This is a genomic window from Ruegeria sp. CDSB029 (genome assembly GCF_059611125.1).
In genome coordinates this window covers 218903-241963 of the sequence record NZ_JBXWOX010000006.1, presented here as the reverse complement: position 1 = coordinate 241963, position 23061 = coordinate 218903, and the positions used below count along the sequence as shown (strand labels likewise).

23 protein-coding genes are annotated in these 23061 nt (G+C 57.4%); 9 read left to right on the top strand and 14 right to left on the bottom strand.

The annotated features are described in order from the left end of the window. Positions 1-33: 33 nt before the first annotated feature. A complete protein-coding gene (locus AC2FI8_RS09880) occupies positions 34-1983 on the bottom strand; it encodes an AsmA family protein (protein WP_496778787.1) in 1950 nt (649 codons plus the stop codon). 93 nt (positions 1984-2076) lie between these two features. Here AC2FI8_RS09880 and rimO point away from each other — a divergent pair, with 93 nt between their 5' ends. After that, on the top strand, positions 2077-3465 hold the full coding sequence (gene rimO / locus AC2FI8_RS09875) for a 30S ribosomal protein S12 methylthiotransferase RimO (RefSeq protein WP_496778784.1): 1389 nt from the start codon (positions 2077-2079) through the stop codon (positions 3463-3465). A gap of 609 nt (positions 3466-4074) precedes the next feature. Here rimO and AC2FI8_RS09870 read toward each other — a convergent pair. After that, positions 4075-4263, bottom strand: a complete 189-nt coding sequence (locus AC2FI8_RS09870; protein ID WP_058275732.1) for a hypothetical protein — start codon at positions 4261-4263, stop codon at positions 4075-4077. 214 nt (positions 4264-4477) lie between these two features. Here AC2FI8_RS09870 and AC2FI8_RS09865 point away from each other — a divergent pair, with 214 nt between their 5' ends. Beyond that, positions 4478-4720, top strand: a complete 243-nt coding sequence (locus AC2FI8_RS09865) for a CDGSH iron-sulfur domain-containing protein (RefSeq protein WP_496724077.1) — start codon at positions 4478-4480, stop codon at positions 4718-4720. Here the strand turns inward: AC2FI8_RS09865 and AC2FI8_RS09860 are convergent, their stop codons facing one another. The 4 genes from AC2FI8_RS09860 to AC2FI8_RS09845 form a co-directional block, all read right to left on the bottom strand. Then, positions 4721-4981 carry a DUF6455 family protein gene (locus tag AC2FI8_RS09860; protein WP_496724075.1) on the bottom strand — a complete coding sequence of 87 codons (261 nt, stop codon included), beginning with the start codon at positions 4979-4981 and terminating at the stop codon, positions 4721-4723. It lies immediately after the preceding gene. Between the two features lie 55 nt (positions 4982-5036). Further along, complete coding sequence (locus AC2FI8_RS09855) at positions 5037-5312, bottom strand: DUF6455 family protein (protein WP_496778782.1); 276 nt, start codon at positions 5310-5312, stop codon at positions 5037-5039. 68 nt (positions 5313-5380) lie between these two features. After that, a complete protein-coding gene (locus AC2FI8_RS09850; protein ID WP_496778780.1) occupies positions 5381-5749 on the bottom strand; it encodes a YigZ family protein in 369 nt (122 codons plus the stop codon). Continuing rightward, positions 5746-6453, bottom strand: a complete 708-nt coding sequence (locus tag AC2FI8_RS09845; RefSeq protein WP_496778778.1) for a M48 family metallopeptidase — start codon at positions 6451-6453, stop codon at positions 5746-5748. Before AC2FI8_RS09845 ends, AC2FI8_RS09850 begins: the two co-directional genes overlap by 4 nt. A gap of 122 nt (positions 6454-6575) precedes the next feature. Here AC2FI8_RS09845 and AC2FI8_RS09840 point away from each other — a divergent pair, with 122 nt between their 5' ends. After that, positions 6576-6824, top strand: a complete 249-nt coding sequence (locus AC2FI8_RS09840) for a DUF8831 family protein (protein WP_108859312.1) — start codon at positions 6576-6578, stop codon at positions 6822-6824. Here the strand turns inward: AC2FI8_RS09840 and AC2FI8_RS09835 are convergent. Beyond that, on the bottom strand, positions 6812-7087 hold the full coding sequence (locus AC2FI8_RS09835; protein WP_496724578.1) for a DUF167 domain-containing protein: 276 nt from the start codon (positions 7085-7087) through the stop codon (positions 6812-6814). The genes AC2FI8_RS09840 and AC2FI8_RS09835 overlap by 13 nt on opposite strands. Before the next feature lie 138 nt (positions 7088-7225). Here AC2FI8_RS09835 and AC2FI8_RS09830 point away from each other — a divergent pair, with 138 nt between their 5' ends. Together AC2FI8_RS09830 and AC2FI8_RS09825 are read left to right on the top strand one after the other, a co-directional pair. Continuing rightward, on the top strand, positions 7226-7804 hold the full coding sequence (locus AC2FI8_RS09830; protein ID WP_496778776.1) for a nitroreductase family protein: 579 nt from the start codon (positions 7226-7228) through the stop codon (positions 7802-7804). Beyond that, the gene (locus AC2FI8_RS09825; RefSeq protein WP_496724065.1) at positions 7801-8499 is read left to right on the top strand and encodes an EI24 domain-containing protein; all 699 of its coding nucleotides are present in this window, start codon (positions 7801-7803) and stop codon (positions 8497-8499) included. Before AC2FI8_RS09830 ends, AC2FI8_RS09825 begins: the two co-directional genes overlap by 4 nt. 3 nt (positions 8500-8502) lie before the next feature. Here the strand turns inward: AC2FI8_RS09825 and AC2FI8_RS09820 are convergent, their stop codons facing one another. Continuing rightward, positions 8503-8778, bottom strand: a complete 276-nt coding sequence (locus tag AC2FI8_RS09820; protein WP_496778774.1) for a DUF1467 family protein — start codon at positions 8776-8778, stop codon at positions 8503-8505. Between the two features lie 21 nt (positions 8779-8799). After that, the gene (mce, locus tag AC2FI8_RS09815; protein ID WP_058275955.1) at positions 8800-9204 is read right to left on the bottom strand and encodes a methylmalonyl-CoA epimerase; all 405 of its coding nucleotides are present in this window, start codon (positions 9202-9204) and stop codon (positions 8800-8802) included. Between the two features lie 134 nt (positions 9205-9338). Between mce and AC2FI8_RS09810 the strand changes: the two genes are divergently transcribed. Then, positions 9339-10055 carry a response regulator gene (locus AC2FI8_RS09810; RefSeq protein WP_496724060.1) on the top strand — a complete coding sequence of 239 codons (717 nt, stop codon included), beginning with the start codon at positions 9339-9341 and terminating at the stop codon, positions 10053-10055. Between the two features lie 247 nt (positions 10056-10302). Here the strand turns inward: AC2FI8_RS09810 and aspS are convergent, their stop codons facing one another. From aspS to AC2FI8_RS09790, 4 genes are all read right to left on the bottom strand, one after another. Then, on the bottom strand, positions 10303-12078 hold the full coding sequence (gene aspS / locus AC2FI8_RS09805) for an aspartate--tRNA ligase (RefSeq protein ID WP_496769043.1): 1776 nt from the start codon (positions 12076-12078) through the stop codon (positions 10303-10305). A gap of 78 nt (positions 12079-12156) precedes the next feature. Beyond that, positions 12157-12828, bottom strand: a complete 672-nt coding sequence (locus AC2FI8_RS09800) for a CPBP family intramembrane glutamic endopeptidase (RefSeq protein WP_496778772.1) — start codon at positions 12826-12828, stop codon at positions 12157-12159. Further along, entirely contained in the window at positions 12825-13472 is a 648-nt protein-coding gene (locus AC2FI8_RS09795; RefSeq protein WP_496778770.1) for an aminotransferase class IV family protein, read from the bottom strand. The genes AC2FI8_RS09800 and AC2FI8_RS09795 overlap by 4 nt, the downstream gene beginning before the upstream one ends. Continuing rightward, entirely contained in the window at positions 13427-14554 is a 1128-nt protein-coding gene (locus tag AC2FI8_RS09790; RefSeq protein WP_496704780.1) for an aminodeoxychorismate synthase component I, read from the bottom strand. Before AC2FI8_RS09790 ends, AC2FI8_RS09795 begins: the two co-directional genes overlap by 46 nt. Positions 14555-14730: 176 nt before the next feature. Between AC2FI8_RS09790 and carB the strand changes: the two genes are divergently transcribed. From carB to AC2FI8_RS09775, 3 genes are all read left to right on the top strand, one after another. Continuing rightward, positions 14731-18075 carry a carbamoyl-phosphate synthase large subunit gene (gene carB / locus AC2FI8_RS09785; protein ID WP_496778767.1) on the top strand — a complete coding sequence of 1115 codons (3345 nt, stop codon included), beginning with the start codon at positions 14731-14733 and terminating at the stop codon, positions 18073-18075. Between the two features lie 254 nt (positions 18076-18329). Next, entirely contained in the window at positions 18330-18740 is a 411-nt protein-coding gene (locus AC2FI8_RS09780) for a VOC family protein (RefSeq protein ID WP_496778765.1), read from the top strand. Between the two features lie 94 nt (positions 18741-18834). Then, positions 18835-19965: a hypothetical protein gene (locus AC2FI8_RS09775; protein ID WP_496778763.1), complete on the top strand. Its 1131-nt coding sequence runs from the start codon at positions 18835-18837 to the stop codon at positions 19963-19965. Between the two features lie 42 nt (positions 19966-20007). Here the strand turns inward: AC2FI8_RS09775 and AC2FI8_RS09770 are convergent, their stop codons facing one another. Beyond that, entirely contained in the window at positions 20008-23055 is a 3048-nt protein-coding gene (locus tag AC2FI8_RS09770) for an efflux RND transporter permease subunit (RefSeq protein WP_496769055.1), read from the bottom strand. Positions 23056-23061 lie beyond the last annotated feature (6 nt).

Here is a 23061-nt window from a genome sequence, read left to right as displayed (position 1 = left end):
TTCTGCCCCGAAACCCTTGCGTATTGGCGCTGATTAGTTACCGCCAAACAGCTTCAGCAGCCCCTTGTTCACTTCGTCTTCGAGTTTGTTCTTGATCGCGTCTTCGATCTGATCGCTGTCCGTGATCGTCGTATTCAGCTCGTCTCCGACTTTGTCCAAGACTTTCTGCTTGGCCTCATCTTCAAGCTCTTTGGCCTTTCCTTCAGCAACAGCCTCGATAACTTTGGTCAGATCTGGCTTAATCGACGGGTTGCTCCACGGTCCGACGATTTTCACTGGCACTGCAATGCCGTTGCCCGAATTCGCGCGCAGCGCAACAGGCGTGAAAAGATAGTCGATATCGCGGTTGCCGATTCCGACCCGACCGGAACCGTCGGCCCGGAAGTTATCCAGGGACATCAACAGGTCGTTGTTCCACAACACCCCTTGATCCATGGTGAAGCTGGCGGACAGGCTGTTGAATACGGTTGTGCCGCCCTCGCCCCCGCTGCGGCCCATCAGGCGGTCCAGATCAAACCCCGAGATCACGCCCTTGCCCACGTCCACACGACCCTTGCCGCTGAGTGAGCGCACGATCTGATCCTCGGACTGTCCAACTCCCAGAAACTCAAACGACCCTGATCCGGTGCCGGACAACCGCTCGATCCCGCCAAGAGCGGACAGAGCTTGCTGTACGTCCATGCCATTCGCGGTCAGGTTACCGCCGACCGACAAACCGTTCCGGTTGTTGGCAACCACTTGCCCGTTCAGATGCCCTGAAAACAATGTGGCAGGATTAATCTGAAGAACCGCCCTGGATCGATCAAGGTTAAGCGTCAGATCGCTGGGTCCCAGCGTCAGGCCCGGTACGGCAATGGAATTGGCTTTGAGGCGGATTTTGCCATTCGCCAAGGCCAGCGCAGACGCATCAATCGGGGTGGTCGACCACCCTTGGTCAGGTGACGGCGCCGACCCGTCGCTAGCACCACCAGGCGTATCATTGAATTGAGTAAGATCCAGGTCACCGCCTTCCAGCCGCGCGGTAATCTGCGGCGGGTCCGAGATAACGATATCTGCCTCACCAGTCAGGCGATTATTATCCAGCAACGCCACCAAATTGCGCAGCGAAATCCGACCATCGCTGGTATAGGTCATTTGCCCGGCCACGTCGGCCTCGCGCCCCAGACCCAATGGCACCCCAACACCGGCCTGACCAAAAGCAGCCAGCATACGTTCCGTGTTCGTCGTTTTGGCCAGCATTCTGCCATCCATTTCACCAGCCAGATTGACCCGCCCTACAAAGCCGAACTCTCCGCCGGGCGCGGTCATGGTCAAATCCAGCGGCGTTACCGCGCCGGACGCGTAAGCTGGCAGATCTTGAATCTTGAGGTCGACATCGACCGCCCCCCCGGGCACTGCCATCTGAGCCTGAACCTGCAGAGGCGCCGAAACGTCCGGCCAACTGGCCGCCAGATTGACATTGGCAAAATCGAATTTAGTTGCACCGTTTTCGATATAGACCAAACGTGCATTCGTCAGCTTCAGATGATCCAGCGTCACCTCGCCCTGCTGCCCTTGCGGTGCCGCGCCACTTGCAGCGCTTGCCGAGGCTGTGTTTTCGGGTGCCGAAAGTTCCCAATTCCCACGCCCATCCGAAAGTTCCAACCGCAGAACCGGATTATCGGCGATCACCCGTTTGATGCGCAGGTCCCCGGAGATCAGCGCAGCAGCATCAACCCCCACGGCCAGGCTTTCGGCGCTCAGCATTGGTTCAGGACCGGCCCATTGTGCATTTCCAAAAGTCACCGGACCGGTTTCCAGCCCCAGCACGGGCCAGAAAGACAGGTTCACATCACCCGTAAGCTTCAGATCACGCCCGGTTTGGGTGCGGACCTGCTCGGCCAATATGGTGGCCAGCTTGTCGCCGGGCATCAGCAGCAAGGCCCCGATGACCAAGCCAAAAACCGCCACCAACAGGAAAACTATGCGCAACAGCCACTTCATATTCTGCTCTCCGCCTTTTTCATGCGTTAAAAAGATCATCCAAAGCCTGCGCCGCATTTGCAAGGGGAAGCGTTCCCCACTATATGCCGCGCAATGACAACGAACCCGCCAAACCTCCGCCCCGACCTGGCGCCTACCGCCCGGATGCCCGAGACGCCACGTTCGAACCAGCCGACCATCGGTATGGTATCCTTGGGCTGCCCCAAGGCCCTGGTCGATAGTGAGCGCATTCTGACGCGCCTGCGTGCCGAAGGATACGGCATCTCGCCCGACTATTCAGGCGCGGATGCCGTGATCGTGAATACCTGCGGGTTTCTCGACAGTGCCAAGGCCGAGTCGCTGGACGCGATCGGCGAGGCGCTGGTCGAGAATGGCAAGGTCATCGTGACCGGCTGTCTGGGCGCGGAACCGGATTACATCCGCGAACATCACCCGCGCATCATGGCTGTTACCGGCCCGCATCAATACGAGCAGGTACTGGATGCGGTGCATTCGGCAGTGCCGCCCGATCCTGATCCGTTTGTGGACCTGCTGCCCGCTGCAAGCGTACAGTTGACCCCCCGCCATTACAGCTATCTCAAGATTTCCGAGGGCTGTAACCACAAATGCAAGTTCTGCATCATCCCTGACATGCGCGGCAAGCTCGCCAGCCGCCCGGCCCACGCGGTGCTGCGCGAAGCCGAAAAGCTGGTCGACAATGGCGTGCGTGAATTGCTGGTGATCTCGCAGGACACATCCGCCTATGGGTTGGACCGGAAGTATGACGTAAACCCGTGGAAGGACCGCGAGGTGCGCAGCCACATCACCGATCTGGCGCGTGAGCTGGGGCAGTTGGATGCATGGGTTCGGCTCCACTATGTCTACCCCTACCCGCATGTGCGCGAGTTGATCCCCCTGATGGCCGACGCCGGATGCAACATCCTGCCCTATCTGGACATCCCGTTCCAGCATGCCCATCCGGACGTTCTGAAACGCATGGCACGCCCGGCAGCGGGAGCCAAGACTTTGGATGAGATCGCCGCATGGCGCGCAACCTGCCCGGACATCACGCTGCGGTCGACCTTTATCGTCGGTTATCCGGGCGAGACCGAGGCCGAGTTCCAGACCCTTCTGGATTGGATGGACGAGGCGCAACTGGATCGTGTTGGCTGCTTCCAATACGAAAACGTCGATGGCGCGCGATCAAACGACCTGCCGGATCACGTACCAGCCGAGGTCAAACAAGAGCGTTGGGACCGCTTCATGGAAAAAGCGCAGGCCATCTCCGAGGCTAAGCTGGCCGCCAAGGTTGGCCAGACCATGGACGTGATCGTGGACGAGGTTGATGACGAAGCCGCCACGTGCCGCACCAAGGCGGACGCGCCCGAGATCGACGGGAACCTGTTCATCGATGAGGGTTTCGATGATCTGAAGCCTGGTGACATCGTATCGGTCGAGATCGATGAGGCCGGCGAATACGATTTATGGGGCAAACGCACCTGACCCTAATATGCCCGTTCACCCCAGATGGGCAGAGCGTGATTTAAGTTTATTGGCTTGAGCCGGGATTTTCCCGGACCATGAATGAAAACCTCAACTTGCTGGAAGGAGGATTTTCATGGCGTACTTTAGTGCAATCTCATTCAATTGCTTGGCCGCGATACTTGCGTCCCAACTTTTTTCTGGCCCGGCAACTGCAGGCAGCATCACTGTTGGAACGAGCGGCCAAGTTGTTGTTGGGTCAAAATCGCAACATGTTCATAACAGCAATAACATCCGCATTCACCGGCACTATTACTCTCCTAAAGTCTACACACCAAAAGTCTACCACGCAAAACCGGCCCCTAAGAACGCGCCCTACGTTCAGCAAAAGCAAAAAAAGAAATCCTATCGCTACCTTTATGCACCACGGTACGAGTCAAGGCGTCAACACTATCACCGCAAGTCGTTTGGGCACGGATATTGACGGCTGGCGAGGCGATGATTGCCCATTTTCGACGCATTCTGATCTGACCCGCGCCGGCCTAAAGCGGGCACAAAAAAACCGCCCAACAAGGGCGGTCGGATGCGTTGAGTAAGCGGGCGGCCAAAACAAGACCGCCCGCAGAATTCTTACTGAGCGACCGGGTTACAGATGGTCTGTCCCGCTTCAGTCGTGGCCAGCTCGGTTCCAGCCGGGCAGCTCGGTGTGCCGAACTTGTCGTATTCAGGCGTGATGTAAACCGGCGTCGGCTCTTCCTGCTGCGAGCATGCAGCCAGAACCAGGGCAATTGCGCTAACGGCAGCAAATTTAAGTTTCATGTCCGTCATTCCTCTAAAAATTTTCTCATATTGCCCTATTATCTGGGGCCAGTCTCAAAATACGACCTCGTTGATATTATTGCAACAAAATCAATCACAGTTTTGTGAGAACGGCAAAACCATGCTGCTTGCATAAAGAAACATAAGCGCTCTACACGCCCCCGCGATGGCCTTATAGTTGTTTCACGACATTAGCCAAAAGCGGAGCAGCCACATGTCAGATGAGCCGAAACCTGCCCAAAAAGCCCCCTACCCGGTCGAAGTGACCGAAGGGAAAACCTATTTCTGGTGTGCCTGTGGCAAGTCAGAACGTCAGCCCTTCTGCGATGGTTCACACAAGGGAACCCAGTTTGAACCAGTGAAGTTTACTGCCGAAACCAGCAAGAAAGTATTCTTTTGCGGATGCAAACAAACGGCCAATCCGCCGCTGTGCGACGGTTCGCATTCCAAGCTCTGACTAAGTCTTCAAAGCGTTCAGCGTTTCTGCATTCACGCAGAATTCAGGGGCCGAATCGGCTTTGACCTGTTGTTTCGACAACCACAATTCGCATTGGTCGCTGCACCCAGAAGCACGACAGCGCGTCACGATCTCCGCATAACCATTGGTGGTCAACCGCCCCTCGGCCATTGCTTCGGTCAACGAAACATCCATACATCTGGCCACCGACCGAGTTAGCCAAAAGTGTTTCTCCACGTCGCCCAGAGTATCTCGGGTCATTGGCAGGTCTGCCTTTTGTTTGCACAAACGCAGCAATGGCGCGGCATGATTTTTCTTAACCGTCGCGCTTGCTTTCCGACAGCGAAGTGAGGCGGTCAAACAGCGCCGTGTTCCTGCAGTATTCCGGCGTTTTCTGGTCTTGGGCAGATTGGGCCAGAAACTGCGCGCAACGATCTGGGTTCGAACAATCTCTGCAACGCAGGACCGCATCAGAGATCTGGTCAATCGAGACGTCACCGCCTATGGCCGCATCTTCCAGATCGACCCCGACGTGGGTTGCCATCTGGTCGACCAGTTCCGCATGTCGTTTCAGAGTATTTTTGCCAAGCATTGCGCTGTCTCCCTGTCGCACAGTTCTGGCAGGATAGCGCAGCGGCCCGAACAGGCATTTGACTCAGGTCAAGACCCGGCGCCGATATGCTCCAGATAGGCGCGGGTGGCATCCTGCACCCTGCGAAACCGGTCACCGCCCAGTTTTTTGCCCCCGTACCAGCGGGTGACAATGATGACGTGGCCCTCCAGTCCGGCCCTTTCGAGCATGCGCAGGATGACCATTCCGGCACCGCTTTCTCCATCGTCCGCCTTTAGCGCCCCTGTCGGCAAGATCGCCGCCCAGGTATTGTGCGTTGCCTTGGCATAGGCTTTGTCGGATTTGAGGTCTTGCAGAACGGCATCCACGTCCTCGCGCATTTGCACCGCAGCCCCCGAAACCGCGTATTTTGATCCACGATCCGTCAGGATTACGCCCAGCCTTGTTATTTGGGTCATTGCGTCAGCCCAAGTTTTCGGGCGGTGTTCTGAACCATCTGCACACGCTGCGCATTCGGCGGATGTGACGCCAGAAAACTGTCCTCCGGGTCCGGGATGCGGTCAAAGTACTTTGCGCCGATCAACGGGTTGTATCCGGCATTGTGGGTAATAATTGTGCCCAACTGGTCAGCCTCAAGCTCGAAGGCCTTAACATTCAATTGCACACCCACTTCCGCCCCAATTTTCTGTGTACGCTCCAGGTCTTCGCCCTCTTCTCCAAAGAGCTTGCCCAGATTGTTGAATATTGCAGCGCTTTCTTGCGCGTTTTCCGACTGACGAGGGATATGGCGCAGAAGGTGATGGGCCGTTTCATGCCCAAGGACAAAAGCCAGTTCATTTGGGTTTTGTGCTGACTGAATCATGGAACGGGTCATAATGATCACCGGCTGGCCTCTGTTATCCAAGGTCTGAAACGCATTCGCTTCCGCTTGTGGATTGAGATCAACAAGAACCGTGAAATCGCAATTTTTGACTTTGGCCCGCTTCAGACACTCAGCCCGGGCTTCTTTGCCGATAGAGCGGCTGACATCCCGAACCGCGGCCGCCTCTACCTGGTACTCGCCCAAGGTCCCCGACCATTGGGTCGCGGGCTGCAATCGCATCTCGCCAGCACTACAGGCCGCCAGAAAAAGAGGAAGAAACAAACAGATCAGACGATACATTCATAATCCTTTGAAACGGTTGGCCCGTTTTCACGACCATAGCGCGGAGCCGCGCCAATCACCACAGCCCGATTGGTAAGGTACGGGTTGCATTGCATTCGGCTGACCTGCACTCTGCTTTCATGTTTTCGATTGAGCATGAATTCGACTCGACAGTCATTACTCTGGTGGACGAAGGCCCCAAGCCTTTGCAAGAGGATGTCGTCATCAACAGCTTCGCCGAATGTGTGACGCTTGAACAATTGGACCCGCGCACGGATCAGATTCAGAGGATCACGTTGTCCCCAGAACAGGTGCGCGATCTGGCGGCGGCTTTGGACTTGCCGGAAGGCGTGTACCAAATCCGGGAAACACCGGATCAGGGTGAATAGACAAATACCTTGTCGCGCGACGTCTGCCCCCGCTTGAGGATCAGAGTGGACGGTGCCACCCCCATGGCCACGGCCAAAATGTTGCGCACCGCCTCGTTTGCCTTGCCATTTTCGGGCGGCGCGGTGACGGTGATGCGAATGTTTCCCTGATCGGTTAAAATCCCATCCTTCGCAGCTTTCGGCGTGACCCGGACCTCGATCCCTTCATCGGGTACGGCGTGCGCGCTCAGATCCGGTACATTTCGCAGCTTTGGTTTGGCCATCTTCCCTCTCTTCTTCTTGAACATCCTTGCACGAACGCTCAGGGAGTGAAATTGATCTCCTGCATCCAGCCACTTGCCCTTGAAACCCGCCAGATGTTCAACCACATACACAACCGCCTATGTAAAGAAAGTTAACATATGTCCTTGAAGAATCCGGCCGCCCTGGAGTTTCTGCAATCGCGCCGGTCGCGCCCTGCAAAAACGCTGGTTGAACCCGCACCGACGCGGGAACAGCTGTTGCCCCTGCTGACAGCCGCCGCACGTAGCCCGGATCATGGCAAGCTGGAACCCTGGCGTTTCATCGTGCTTGAGAAAGGTGCCATGCCGCGTCTGGCGCAGCTGACCGAAGATTGTGGCGCGGCCCTGGGCAAGTCTGCTGAGGATATCGCCAAAGCCCGCAGTCAGTTCGACATGGGCCATCTGGCGGTCGCCGTGATCGAGGTTCATAAACCCTCCGCGAAAATCCCTGCAATCGAACAGACCTATTCCGCTGGCGCAGTGTGCCTGGCTTTGCTGAACGCGGCGCTTGCTGCGGGTTGGGGCGCGAACTGGCTGTCCGGTTGGCAGACCCACAACCGGGACTTTTGCAAAAAGGCGTTCGGGCTACAAGATAATGAACGCGTCGCGGGTCTGGTCCATATCGCGACCGAGGGCAAAGCACCGCCCGAAAGACCCCGCCCTGACGTGGATGGGTTGACGCAGTGGGTTTCGGAATGACCATTCTCAACGCCTTTTTTGCAGCGCTGGGACAGATCGGCGACCCAAAGTTCCGGGCTGTCCTGTTGCGCGGCGTTGGTCTGACGATTGTTTTGCTGATCGCCGCATGTGCTTTGGCGATCTGGCTGATAAACAGGCTGTCGGGGAACGAGATCTCTCTGCCCTTTATCGGTGCCGTGCCGTGGTTGAACGACGTGCTGAATTATTCCGGCATCTTTGTCGTCCTGATCCTGCCCGTATTTCTGATGGTCCCGGTGGCCTCGGCGATTACGTCGATGTTTCTGGAAGACGTCGCGCAAGCGGTCGAAGACAAGCATTACCCGTCTTTGCCTGCTGTACCGGGCATTCCATTCAGCGAAAGCCTGCGCGACGGGCTGAGCTTCATGGGAGTTCTGATCGTTGCCAACCTGCTGGCCCTGATTCTCTATGCAATCTTTACCCCACTCGCTCCCTTCATCTTCTGGGGCATGAACGGTTTCTTGTTGGGGCGGGAATACTTTACGCTGGCGGCCATGCGCAGGTTGGGTCGCGAAGGTGCACGTAAGCTGCGCGCCAAACACGCAACGACCATCTGGATGGCAGGCATTTTGATGGCGATCCCGCTATCCGTGCCCCTGGTGAACCTTGTGATCCCAATCCTTGGGGTCGCAACGTTCACCCATATCTACCACAAGCTATCAGGGTCTATGGCTTAAAGATCAGCGCTGCGGCTCCAGCTGGTTCAGCCAGTCGAAGTCTCGCACGGAAATTATGCCGGACAGGATGATGCCTGCGATAATGGCCCAGATCACCACCGTGATACCGGTGGTGATCCACATCTTTTTCTTCAGGTGATGCTCTTCAGGTGCGCCCGCGTGGGTGCCCGGAACGATATCACCCAGATCGCCCTGTGTCTTGATGCGAATTGGCAGCACCACCAGCAAGGTCATGAACCAGATCACAGCGAACAGAACGGCCGCACCAGTAATCGACATCTTATCCCCTCCGCGGTTAGGTTACACCTGTTCCAGCTCGACCAGGCAGCCGTTAAAATCTTTGGGGTGCAGGAACAGCACCGGTTTACCATGCGCACCGATCTTGGGCTCACCCGAACCCAGCACGCGCGCGCCGGTTTCTTTCAGGTGATCGCGGGCAGCGATGATATCCTCGACCTCATAGCAGACATGGTGGATGCCGCCAGCGGGGTTCTTTTCCAGAAACCCGTTGATCGGGCTGTCATCGCCCATCGGATAAAGCAGTTCGATCTTGGTATTGGGCAGTTCGATGAACACAACTGTGACGCCGTGATCCGGCTCATCCTGCGGCGCGCCGACTTTCGCGCCCAGCGCGTTGCGATACTGCTCCGAGGCGGCCTCAAGATCGGGTACGGCAATGGCTACGTGGTTCAGGCGACCAATCATGGAACTCTCCTCTGTTCTGCGTTGCAGCGGTTATGGGGGCTGATTGAACAAAGAACAAGTGCGCCAAATTGCCGTTAACGCCCTGTTAGCCAGAAGTTCCTAGCGTGAGGTATCTGCTGATTAGGAGTTCCGCCATGGACGATTCGAGCCCCTTCGCCTCTCCCGCGCAGCCGACGGCCACGCGGCCCCTGCTGGGACAAACTATTTTGGTTGTGGAAGACAGCCGCTATGCCTGCGACGCCATTCGGCTGATGTGCCTGCACAGCGGCGCACGCATCAGGCGGGCGGATTGCCTGCAATCGGCACGGCGTCACCTGCAGATCTACCGCCCGTCTGTCATCATCGTAGACATGGGTCTGCCGGACGGGTCCGGCGCGGATCTAATCGCTGATCTGTCTGAGGCTGCGCCCCGCATTGGGGCCATTCTTGGCATGTCCGGGGATGACCATATGAAACGCACCGCAATGCGGGCCGGTGCCGACGGGTTCTTAGCGAAACCCCTAAAGTCGCTGGCCTATTTTCAGACGTCCATCCTAGAACGTTTGCCCGAAGATCGCCGACCCAGCAGCCTGCATGCCGTCCGGGATGAGATCATTAACGCCGATCCGTTGGCCTATCAGGATGACATGGCGCATATCGCCGACATTCTGGCCGGTCCGAATGATCAGCGCACGCTGGATTACGCGGCACAGTTTCTGCGCGGGGTTGCCCGCGATGCCGAGGATACGGTTTTGGCCGAAGCGGCCCAGCGGCTTGCCGAGTCGCGGGCAGACGGAACCCCAGTAACGGCCGTGGCTGCTCAGGTCGCCGGGATTGTGCAGACCCGTTTGGAACAGCGTGAGGCGATTTGAGATGATGACCGCTTACTTCATAACCGCAACGATCTTGTGCCTTTGGGTCTACTGGCAAACCCGCGCCACCGCCCGCGATATTCGCTCTAGCCGGAAGTCATTTAGGGACCCATGGGAATAGGTCGCCAACAAACGAGCTATGCAAACCTGCGACCAAGCGATGAATACCGGTCCATAGCCATGACCTTTGTACAAGCACAAGCTATGAAAAAACCCGCTGCAGGGTCAGCAGCGGGTTTTGCTATTCTCAGTCCTGAGGGATGATCCGCAGGCCCAGCTCCATCATCTGATCCGAGGTCGGATCGGATGGTGCGTCCATCATTAGATCCTCGGCACGCTGGTTCATCGGAAACATCATGACCTCGCGGATGTTGGCTTCATCGGCCAGCAGCATCACGATACGGTCGATACCAGCGGCGCAGCCACCGTGCGGCGGCGCACCATAATGGAAGGCGTTGAACAGCGCACCAAAGCGGCTTTTTACTTCTTCTTCGCCGTATCCAGCCAGTTCAAAGGCTTTCAACATGATTTCCGGCTTGTGGTTCCGGATCGCGCCCGACACCAGCTCATACCCGTTACAGGCCAGGTCGTACTGATAGCCACGCACGTCCAGAGGATTGCCTTCCAGAGCCTCCATTCCGCCCTGCGGCATCGAGAACGGGTTGTGTTCAAAGTCGATCGCGCCGGTTTCTTCGTCCTGCTCGTAGATCGGGAAGTCCACGATCCAGGCAAAAGCAAAGCGGTTTTTCTCGGTCAGGTTCAGTTCCTCACCGATCACGTCGCGAGCCTTACCTGCGACTTTTTCAAAGGTTTTTGGCTTACCACCCAGGAAGAACGCCGCATCACCAACGCCCAACCCCAGTTGCTGACGGATCGCCTCGGTGCGCTCGGGGCCGATGTTTTTGGCCAGCGGTCCTGCGGCCTCCATCCCTTCGCCCTGATCGCGCCAGAAGATGTAGCCCATGCCGGGCAGACCCTCTTTCTGGGCAAAAGCGTTCATACGGTCACAGAACTTGCGGCTGCCGCCGGTCGGCGCCGGGATGGCGCGGATTTCGGTGCCTTCCTGCTCCAGCAGCTTCGCGAAAATCGCGAAGCCAGACCCGCGGAAGTGGTCAGAGACCACTTGCATTTTGATAGGGTTCCGCAGGTCGGGCTTGTCGGAACCGTACCACAATGCAGCATCCTTGTAGGAGATCTGCGGCCACTCCTGATCGACCTTGCGGCCACCGCCGAACTCTTCGAACACACCGGTTAGAACCGGCTGGATCGTGTCGAACACGTCCTGCTGTTCGACAAATGACATCTCAAGGTCAAGTTGGTAGAAATCGGTGGGCGAGCGGTCGGCACGTGGGTCTTCGTCACGGAAGCAGGGCGCGATCTGAAAATACTTGTCAAAGCCCGACACCATGATCAGCTGTTTGAACTGCTGCGGGGCCTGCGGCAGCGCGTAGAACTTGCCCGGGTGCAAACGCGACGGCACAAGGAAGTCACGCGCGCCTTCAGGCGACGATGCGGTGATGATCGGCGTCTGATACTCGCGGAAGCCCTGATCCCACATACGTTTGCGCATGGAAGAAACAACATCCGAGCGCAGGGTCATGTTGTTCTGCATCGCCTCGCGGCGCAGGTCCAGGTAACGGTAGCGCAGACGCGTTTCTTCGGGGTATTCCTGATCTCCGAACACCATCAGCGGCAGTTCGTCAGCCGCGCCCAGAACCTCAAGCTCCCGCACGTAAACTTCAATCTCACCGGTCGGCAGTTTCGAGTTCACCAGCTCCGGGTCACGTGCTTTGACGGTGCCGTCGATGCGGATACACCATTCCGAACGTACTTTCTCAAGCTCGGCAAAAGCTGCACTGTCGCCATCACACAGAACCTGTGTCACACCGAAATGATCGCGCAGATCGATGAACAGCACGCCGCCGTGATCTCGTACCCGATGCACCCAACCGGACAGGCGGACGGTTTCACCGACATTGGCGGCGGTCAGTGCGGCGCAGGTGTGGCTGCGGTAGGCGTGCATGGATTTATCCCTTCGGGCGTAGAATTCGTCGCGCCGGTACACCCTGTCAGGCTTGGAAAGTCAAGGCAGGTCGCGCCGTCAAAACGGCCTTTGCACGTTGCCGGAATAGAAATAGATGCCCAGACCCGCCGCAAAGATAACATTACCCGCAATCGCGTGCAGCAGGACCGCATAGACAAACGACCCGCGTTGGCGGTAGGCCCAAGTGAACAACAGCCCTCCGCCAAAGGTCATGACGGCGACGATCCAGCTCCAGTACATCAGGTGGGCCAGCGAAAACAGGGACGCGTTCAGTAGGTAAGCAGCCCTCCCGTTTGGCAGGATCGCCTGGTAGCGGCGGAAGAACAGCGACCGGAACAAAAGCTCTTGCGGAAGGGCCGAAGCAATCGTGTAAGCCAGCCAGATCACCGCCAGGAATTCGGGCCGGTAGATAAGCATGCGAAATGCAACATCCGGCCGCATCGCCATGACGACCGCCGAGCAAAACGCCGTCATGGTGACAGTGAAGAGAGCGAGCTCGCGCCACGTCCAATTGCGCCAGTTGTACCGAAGTTCGGCCCAGGCAAAACCCGGCGTGTAATGGAGCAGGATGATACCAATGGCCGTGAACGTGAACAAAGACGGAAACATCCAATTCGGAGGGAAGAAGACTGCAATCAGAACTGGCACTGCGATAAAGAACAGGCCGAACTCCAGCCGTAACCGCAGGTGAAGCGCCCCGTCATGCGCCCAATCGCTTTGTTTGCTCACAATACCGCCAACTCCGCCCGGATCAGGCCACGTAAGGAATTCCCTACGAAAACTTTTTCCGCGTTTTTCAGATCGGTCAAGAACAAGACGCTTTCGGTAACCTGTTTATTATCAATCAATTCTTCTCGCAGAATCCCCGGAAGCAAACCACAGGTCAGCTTTGGCGTCAGACGACGGCCGTCCGGCATATGCAGGAACAGGTTGGTGATGGTCCCTTCGCACAGTTCTTCACGTTCATTCAGAAACAGAAATTCATCTATTCCGTCCGGCAGCGATGCGCGGGCCGTGTCGTAAACAGAGCGTTGGGTCGTCTTGTGCTGCAACCAAACATCCGACGCGGAAAGCCGCATTTTGGTGACCGCGAGCCGCCATAATGATGGGTTGTCGGCCAAAGCTCCGGTTTTGACATCGTATGTTCCATCAACTGCCAGCGTAAGCCGGCAACGCAGAGGTGATTGCCCTACGACAGTGTCTAGTGCCTGGATGGCGGCGCACGCATCGAAAGGAATGCCCATGGCCGCAGCTGACCGAGCCATACGGGCCAGATGCCGATCTCGGCGAACGAACCCTTGCCCGGGTCGAAAGGCCAGTGTTTCGATCAGGCGGAAGTCAGGGTCAGCTGGTGGGCAAAGCGAGCTTTCCATAGCGCTTCCTCATATTCCGATGGGGCCGTGCTGTCCCAGATCACTCCACCGCCGACGTTGAGGGTGGCCGAGCCATCCTCGACCATCAGCGTCCGGATCGCCACGTTGAATTCTGAACGCCCGTCCGGCGCGGCCCAGCCAATCGCACCGCAATAAACATCGCGGGGCCAGGGTTCGAGATCGGACAGAATCTCCATGGCTCGAATTTTAGGGGCACCGGTGATGGAACCGCAGGGGAACAGAGCCGTCAGGATATCGGACAGCTCGGCGCCCATATGCAGCTGCGCCTGCACCAGCGAGATCATCTGATGCACGGTCGCATAGGTTTCGACCTTGAACAGCTCGGGCACCTTGACGGATCCGGGCATCGCGACTCGGCTGATATCGTTGCGCAACAGATCGACGATCATCAGGTTTTCAGCCCGGTTCTTTTCGTCGACTGCCAGGAACGCCCGACGCCGGGCGTCTTCCGCCATATCCTCGCTGCGGGGTTGGGTCCCCTTCATCGGGCGGGTTTCGATCCCGCGGTCCGCGTTTGTGCGGAAGAACAACTCGGGAGACCGGCTGAGTAGATCGGGCAACCCATCCTGCTGGATCAGCGCGCCGTGACCTACGGGCTGTCCGGCCGTGAGCGCGGCATAAAGCGCGGCGCTGTCGCCCTCTACAGTCATATCAATCGGGAATGTCAGGTTGGCCTGATAGATATCCCCTGCCCCAATGGCGTCATGTACGTGTTGAAACGCCTGCGTGTACCGTGCCTCGTCCCAGCGCGGTTCAAAATGGGTCACCCCACCGGATGCAGCGGGCAATTCCCGCTGAATGGGGCGATCATAAACGCCGAAGCATAGTAAAGGCAGCCGGCGGCCATCAGGCATGCGGTCAGACAGCCGCGGTTCCAGCACGTACCCCAGCTCATAGCTGGCATAGCCAGCTAACCAAGCCCCTTGCGCGCGCGCCTGGTCCAGCGCCTCCAACGCTTGGGGCACGTCCTCCGCATTGTCCGCGCGGATCATTTCGGCTGGCCGGTCAAAACTGGTTCCTGACCCGGCTGGCCCCTGATCAAAACGAATACGCAATTGCATCCTCATTTGCCGTGCTGCGCGGTATAGAGAATACGCCGCCAAGGGAAAGGGGGGAAAGCGGCAATTTCGCCCCTGTTTCCGATCCCCCTTGCACCTTTTCGCGCGGTCCCTATAACGCAGGACAATTTGGGCGCTTGGGGGTGCCCTGAATCGCGGACAATCGAAGGAACGTGGCCATGCCGAGAAGAACCGACATTCAGTCGATCATGATCATCGGGGCGGGCCCCATTGTTATTGGTCAGGCTTGCGAGTTCGACTATTCCGGCGCTCAGGCCTGCAAGGCACTACGGGAAGAAGGATACCGGGTCATTCTGGTGAACTCAAACCCCGCTACGATCATGACCGACCCCGGGCTGGCCGACGCAACATATATCGAACCGATTACGCCCGAAGTTGTCGCCAAGATCATTGAAAAAGAACGCCCCGACGCGCTGCTGCCCACGATGGGCGGGCAGACCGGCCTGAACACCTCGCTCGCGCTGGAAGAGATGGGCGTGCTGGACAAGTTTGGCGTCGAAATGATCGGTGCCAAGCGCGACGCCATTGAAATGGCCGAAGACCGCGCCTTGTTCCGCGAGGCGATGGACCGGCTGGGCATCGAAAATCCCAAGGCCGAGATCGTGACTGCCCCCAAGAACGAAAGCGGCAAGAAAGACCTGGACGCCGGTGTGGCGCTGGCCCTCGAAACCCTTGAAAATGTCGGCTTACCCGCCATCATCCGCCCCGCCTTTACGCTGGGCGGCACAGGCGGCGGCGTGGCGTATAACCGCGAAGACTATATCCATATTTGTCGCACCGGCATGGATGCCTCGCCAGTGGGCCAGATCCTAATCGACGAAAGCCTTTTGGGATGGAAAGAATACGAGATGGAGGTGGTGCGCGACACCGCCGACAACGCCATCATCGTCTGCTCCATCGAAAACATCGACCCGATGGGCGTGCACACGGGTGACTCGATCACCGTCGCCCCGGCCCTGACGCTGACTGACAAAGAATACCAGGTCATGCGCAATCACTCGATTGCCGTGCTGCGCGAGATCGGCGTCGAGACCGGCGGATCGAACGTACAATGGGCGATCAACCCGGTCGACGGACGGATGGTCGTGATCGAGATGAACCCGCGCGTATCGCGTTCTTCGGCGCTGGCGTCAAAGGCAACCGGTTTCCCGATTGCCAAGATCGCCGCCAAGCTGGCCGTCGGTTATACGCTGGATGAGCTGGACAACGACATCACCAAAGTCACCCCGGCCAGCTTTGAGCCGACCATCGACTATGTTGTCACCAAGATTCCGAAATTCGCGTTCGAGAAATTCCCCGGCTCCGAGCCCTACCTGACCACCGCCATGAAATCGGTGGGTGAGGCCATGTCTATCGGCCGTACTATCCACGAATCGATGCAAAAGGCGCTGGCTTCGATGGAATCGGGTCTGACCGGGTTTGATGAGGTGGAAATCCCCGGCCTGAATGTCGGTGTCTGGGACGAAGCCGACGACAAGGCCGCCGTCATCAAAGCAATCAGCCAGCAGACGCCCGACCGTCTGCGCACCATCGCGCAAGCAATGCGCCACGGGCTGACCGACGATGAGATCTTTGGCGTCACCAAGTTCGACCCTTGGTTCCTTGCCCGTATCCGCGAGATAATCGAAGCCGAACGCCAAGTGCGCAAAGACGGCCTGCCCGTGACCGAGGAAGGCATCCGTAAGCTCAAGATGCTGGGCTTTACTGACGCGCGTTTGGGAAATCTGACTGGTCGTGACGAAGACAACGTCCGCCGGGCGCGCCGCAATCTGGGCGTTACAGCCGTGTTCAAACGCATCGACACCTGCGCCGCCGAGTTCGAGGCGCAGACGCCCTATATGTACTCGACCTACGAAGCCCCCATGATGGGTGACGTAGAATGCGAGGCGCGTCCGTCTGACCGCAAGAAAGTCGTCATCCTTGGCGGTGGCCCGAACCGGATTGGTCAAGGCATCGAGTTCGACTATTGCTGCTGCCACGCCTGTTTCGCGCTGACCGACGCTGGTTATGAAACCATCATGATCAACTGCAACCCCGAGACCGTGTCGACCGACTACGACACCTCGGATCGTCTTTATTTTGAACCTCTGACTTTCGAACACGTCATGGAAATCCTGACGAAGGAACAGGAAAACGGCACGCTGCACGGTGTGATTGTTCAATACGGCGGTCAGACCCCGCTAAAACTGGCCAACGCGCTGGAATCAGAAGGCATTCCGATCCTCGGCACCACGCCGGACGCCATCGACCTGGCCGAAGACCGTGAACGGTTCCAGGCACTGGTCAATGATCTGGGCTTGAAACAGCCTAAGAATGGCATCGCATCTACCGACGAACAAGCGCTGGAAATTGCTGAAGATATCGGTTTCCCGCTGGTGATCCGCCCCTCATACGTTCTGGGTGGTCGCGCTATGGAAATCGTGCGCGATATGGATCAGCTGAAACGCTACATCAACGAGGCGGTGGTCGTCTCGGGTGACAGCCCTGTACTGCTGGATAGCTATCTGGCTGGTGCGGTTGAGCTGGACGTCGACGCCCTTTGTGATGGCACAGACGTTCACGTTGCAGGCATCATGCAGCACATCGAAGAAGCCGGCGTCCACTCGGGTGACTCGGCCTGTTCGCTGCCGCCCTATTCGCTGTCAAAAGAAATCATCGTGCAAATCAAGGACCAGGCATACAAATTGGCCAAGGCACTGAACGTTGTCGGCCTGATGAATGTGCAGTTCGCGATCAAGGACGATGAAATCTACCTGATCGAAGTAAACCCACGCGCCTCGCGGACCGTACCGTTTGTGGCCAAGGCGACCGACAGTGCGATTGCTTCGATTGCAGCACGCGTCATGGCCGGTGAGAAACTTTCGAACTTCCCTATGCGCCCCGCATACAAGGATGGTCAGGATACCAAGATTGCCGACCAGATGACGCTGGCCGATCCGGACATGCCGTGGTTCTCGGTGAAAGAGGCTGTTTTGCCTTTTGCCCGCTTCCCCGGCGTTGACACCATTCTGGGCCCGGAAATGCGTTCCACTGGCGAGGTCATGGGCTGGGACCGCGACTTCCCGCGCGCCTTCCTCAAGGCGCAGATGGGCGCAGGCATGGTTCTGCCCTCTTCGGGTCGTGCGTTTATCTCGATCAAGGACGCCGATAAAGGTGCCGCTATGCTTGAAGCCGCTCAAGTTCTGACGGAACAGGGCTTTTCGCTTGTCGCGACCCGTGGCACACAAAGCTGGTTGGCCGAGCAAGGCGTTGCCTGTGAGATCGTCAACAAGGTCTATGAGGGTCGCCCGGACGTGGTCGATATGTTGAAAGACGGCCAGGTTCAGCTGCTGATGAACACCACCGAAGGGGCGCAAGCGGTTGAGGACAGCAAGGCCATCCGATCCATCGCGCTGTACGACAAAATCCCGTACTACACGACGGCTGCCGCAAGCCACGCCGCCGCGCTGGCGATCAAGGCGCAGGCCGAGGGTGATGTCGAGGTTAGATCGCTACAGGGCTGATCGGCCTTAACCTGCTTACACGACCGAACGTTTCGCGCGCCCGTTGACCTTGTGTCCGCGGGCGCGCATCTTTTCTATGATTGAGCAGAAGGAAAAAAACAAATGCGCAGGTTTATGGTTTTCGCCGCAATGATGACGCTTGCAGCGTGTGATGTGCCCTTTGTCCCGTTGATCTAAAACAGATTTCAGTGCCGTTTTTCTGTAACCCTCCGATATAAAGGCCGTGTGATACCGTCTCTAAATCGGGGGAAGCCGTGCGCCTTTACGCCACTTATGGAACAAATGACCTGTCGCGGGCCAAAAGGTTCTATGACGCGATCTTTTCTGTCTTGGAACTGCCACGCCTTCCGGGATGGACCAAAGATCGTGCGGGTTGGGGAACCGAACCAGACGATGGGACCGGGTTCTGGATATACACACCCTTTGACGGGAACCCTGCCAATGTGGGCAAAGGGACGATGATCGCATTTCCCACCCAAAGCGCCGCAACGGTCCGACAGTTTCACTCTGCAGGGCTGGAGTATGGTGGCACAGACGCTGGTGCCCCGGGTACAAGAGACTATTACGCACCTGAATTCTATGTCACTTATCTGCGCGACCCTGACGGGAACAAACTGTCCTGTTTTTATTATCACTATGACCCGGCAAGGGATCCGGGCGACTGAACCCGGCGCTAGAAATACCGATGAGCTGGCTATCTAAGCGCATGTAAGTTGGCGGCAACAATTCGAAATTGCCAGCAAGTTTAAGGCAACGACTTTGACACAAGAGCACTATCCGATTTTTGCCTCCAGCAGCCTTACGGAACTCGGGCTACGCCGCGAAATGAAACCGGGCCATGTTGGCCCAGACTATACCGAGCACGTGTACGACTATGACACGTTCTGGTACGATGCATTTTGGGACCGGGGCAGCCTGGTGGTTTTCTGCCCAAAACTGTTCGGCCTGTACCACGTGATCCGAGAAGGCCAGTTTTATCTGGATGAAGACAAAGTCGGGAAACCCCGCCTGAAGTCCCATGAGTTCTATGATCTATTGATCATCCGGACGTCAAAGAAGCCACAAACCCTAAGGTTTGAATGGCGCGGTTCTGGTGTCGAGTCGCCCGTGAATTCGGTCCAGCAGGATTCGGCCCCTCACACTGGGAAAAACGTGGCCGTAACCTTGTCGCGTGACAACGACCTGACCTGGATTGAAGATTTTGCCCGTTACCATTGCCAGGTGCATGGGCTGGAGCAGATGCTGTTCTTCGACAATGCCTCAACCCGGTATGGGCTGGACGACATCCGCGAAGCGCTGAGGCGGGGTGGGATCCATAACCCAACGGTGCTGTCCGCGCCTTTCAGGTACGGCGTTGTTTCGCAAGACAGAAAGGGCAAAAACCGTCACAATACGATGTTTCTGCAGACTTCGCTGCTGAACATCGCGCGCTTGCGTTTTCTTTCGGGCGCTCGCGCGGTTCTTCAATGTGATATTGATGAACTGGTCTGGTGCAAAAGCGGTTCAATTTTTGACCTCACCCAAAAACGGCCAACCGGGTTTGTCCGCCTGGGTGTGGAATGGCGGTATCCGGATGCAGGCTGCACCGAAAATTTTCGACATTCCGATCACATCCGCAAAAAGGCGGACGACAAACTGTGCAGAGCCAAATACTGCATCGCGCCCTCTGGTCCTCTTTGGTTTACGTCATGGCACGTCCACACAATCGGGCTGTTGAAGTCACGAGGCAGTCTGATCACCCCAAAATCCAATGGCGTCTGGCATTGCAAGGCAATCACGTCGAGCGCTTGGCGAAGTTATGACACTAATGCCCGATCCAACTATGACATTGCCCCTGAAACGCAGGCGGCCTTAGACCGAGTCAATTGGTCGAAAAACCCGGCTGGATAGGACACCAGCCGGGTTTGAGAAATTCGACAAAAATCTGAGCTGTTACGCAGCGGCTTCTTTAATCTCACGCTTTTCATCTCGCGCGAAGAAGATCATGTAGAAGACGGGCGCTGCGACCATCGTCAGGATTGTCGCGAAGGCCAGGCCGCCCATAATCGTCACCGCCATGGACTTGAAGAACGCATCTGTCAGCAACGGCGCCATGCCCAGAATAGTGGTGATCGCGGCCAGCATCACTGGGCGCAGACGTGAGACCGAGGCCTCGATGATCGACTCGCGCAAGCCTTTGCCGGTTTCGCGGACCAGATCGATTTCCTCGACCAAAACAATGCCGTTCTTGATTAGCATCCCCGACAGGCTGAGCAGACCCAGCAGCGCCGTGAAGGTGAACGGAAGACCAGTACCCAACAACCCGATAACCACGCCATTTACGGACATCGGCACCAGCAACCAGATGATAATCGGCTGACGGATGGCGTTAAAAATCAACACCGAAATCAGCACCATGATCAACAGGCTGACCGGCAACTGACGGCCCAGGCTTTCGTTGGCGTCACCGGCGTTTTCGAACTCGCCACCCCACTCCATGCGATACCCTGCGGGCAGTTCCATCTCTTCGATGGCAGCGCGAACTTCCGAGTGGACCTGAGCCGCCGTCAGACCCGCCGGAATTTCGGCGCCGACGGTAATGGTCAGCACCCGGTCACGACGATGAACCAGCGTGTTGAGCGATTTGTACTCGAACCCGTCGACCATCTGTTCGATTGGCACAAACTTTTCGGACTGATCCGAGTACACGACCTGATCGACGATCGAGTAATCTCCGTCCGCAGGGCGGCGGATGATGATCGGGATCAAACGGTCGCGTTCCCGGAATACACCCGCCCTGATACCATCGGTCGAAAATTGCAGCGTTCCGGCGATGTCTTCACGGGTGACACCGGCAGTCTGCGCTCGTTCTGTCGCATAGATAGGCTGAACCGCCAGTTCCTTCTCACGCCAGTCCTGATAGACATGCAAAGCGTTCTCGGACGCACCGCGCATCCGCTGAATCGCTTCGTCCGCAAGCTGCCGCAGAACAGCCGGATCACTACCCGAGAACCGGGCCTGGATCGGATCACCGCCGCCAGGGCCAAAGATCAGACGCTTGGTGCGGAACTCACCTTCGGGGAATTGAGCGGAGCCAAACGCCTCTAGATCAGCCTGCAATGCGGGAATGTCATCCAGAGTTTCTGTACGGATGATCATGTGGCCATAGCTGGGGTTCGGTTTCTCTGCCGAATAGGTCAGCAGAAACCGGGTTGCCCCCTGCCCAACAAATGTGGTGACGGCAACGACATCGTCGCGTTTGTCCAGCCATTCTTCGAATACAGCCATATCCTCGGCCGTTCGCGCGATGGGCGTACCTTGCGGCAGTTTGTAGTGCACGAAGAACAGCGGCGTGTTCGAATCGGGGAAGAACTGCTGTTTGACCAGTCCAAACCCGGCGAAACAGGCAACAGTGACGCTTATCAAACCGGCAACAACCAGCCAGCGGAACCGGAGCGCCCAGCGCAGGATGCTGCCGTAGACACGGAACATGATCCCGCCATAGGCATCCACAGCGCCTGCCTCACCCTGCTTGAAGAAATAGTGGCCCAGCATTGGTGTCACCGTCAGAGCCAGCACCCAGCTCAGCAGCAGTGAAATACCGATCACCGCAAACAGAGAGAACAGGAACTCGCCCGTCGCATCCGGGCTAAGACCGATCCCTGCAAAGGCCATGATCCCGATGACGGTCGCGCCCAACAACGGGATTTGCGTCTTGGAAGCAGCTTCATCCGCAGCATCGCGCGAGTTTTTCCCGCGCAGCATCGCGATCTGCATGCCCTCAGCCACAACGATGGCGTTATCCACCAACATACCCATCGCGATAATCAGCGCACCCAACGAGATCCTCTCCATCTCGATTGAGAACATCGACATGAACAGCAGCGTTCCCACCACGGTCAGCAACAGGGTTGAGCCGACAACAACCGCCGCGCGCCATCCCATGAACACCGCGAGTACGATAACCACAATGGTCACGGACATGGCCAGATTTACCAGAAAGTCATTCGAGGCCTGCTCGACCACCACGTGCTGTTGGTAGATCGGCAGGATTTCGACGCCAAACGGGATTTGCGAGTCCAGCTCGGCGAATTTTGCATCAGCGCGTTTGCCGACCTCGACAATGTTTTCGGTGGACAGACCCGCAATGCCCAATGTGAAAGCTTCGGTCCCGTTGAACCGGATCATCACCTCGGGGTCGGTCTGGCGACCACGATACACGTCGGACATATCAAACAAGTTGATCACCTGCCCTTGCGAGCCTACCGACAATCCCGCAATCGCTGAGACACTGTCCGACCCTTCGGCAGTCAGGATGGTCGTGCGGTCATTCTCTGAGCGGACCGAGCCCGAAGCGTTCACCGAATCCGCATTGGCAATAGCTTCATTGATGGACTGCAGCGGCACATTCTGGTTCACCGAGATGGCCAGATCGGGTTCTACAAAGATAGCCTCTTGCGGCAGGCCCATCACTTCTACGTCTGCGACGCCTTCGACGGTCAGCAATTCGCGCCGCAAGAAGGTGGACAGCTCGTGTTTTTCAGCGTCTGAAAACCCATCAGCCGTTACCGCATAGAACAGCCCGAACACGTCGCCGAACCTGTCATTGACCAGCGGCGCCTGCACTCCGGACGGCAGGCTGCGGGCCGTATCACGCACCTTGGCGCGCAGCTTGGTCCAGATTTCGGGCAATTCGGTTCCGTCATATGTCGATTGGATCTCAACTTCGATCAGCGAAAGCCCGGGCTGATTCACGGATGTGATCGTATCAACCTCACCCATTTGCTGGATGGCGGATTCCAGTGGCTCGGATACCTCCAGCGCCACCTGTTCAGCCGTTGCACCGGGATACTGGGTCACGATGACCGCGTTTTTAATAGTGAAGGCCGGATCTTCCAGACGTCCCAACGACAGAAACCCCCAGACGCCACCAAACAGGGCGATCAGGATTATCAGCCACGTATAGATCGGGCGATCAATGGATGCGCGCGCAATGTTCATCGATCC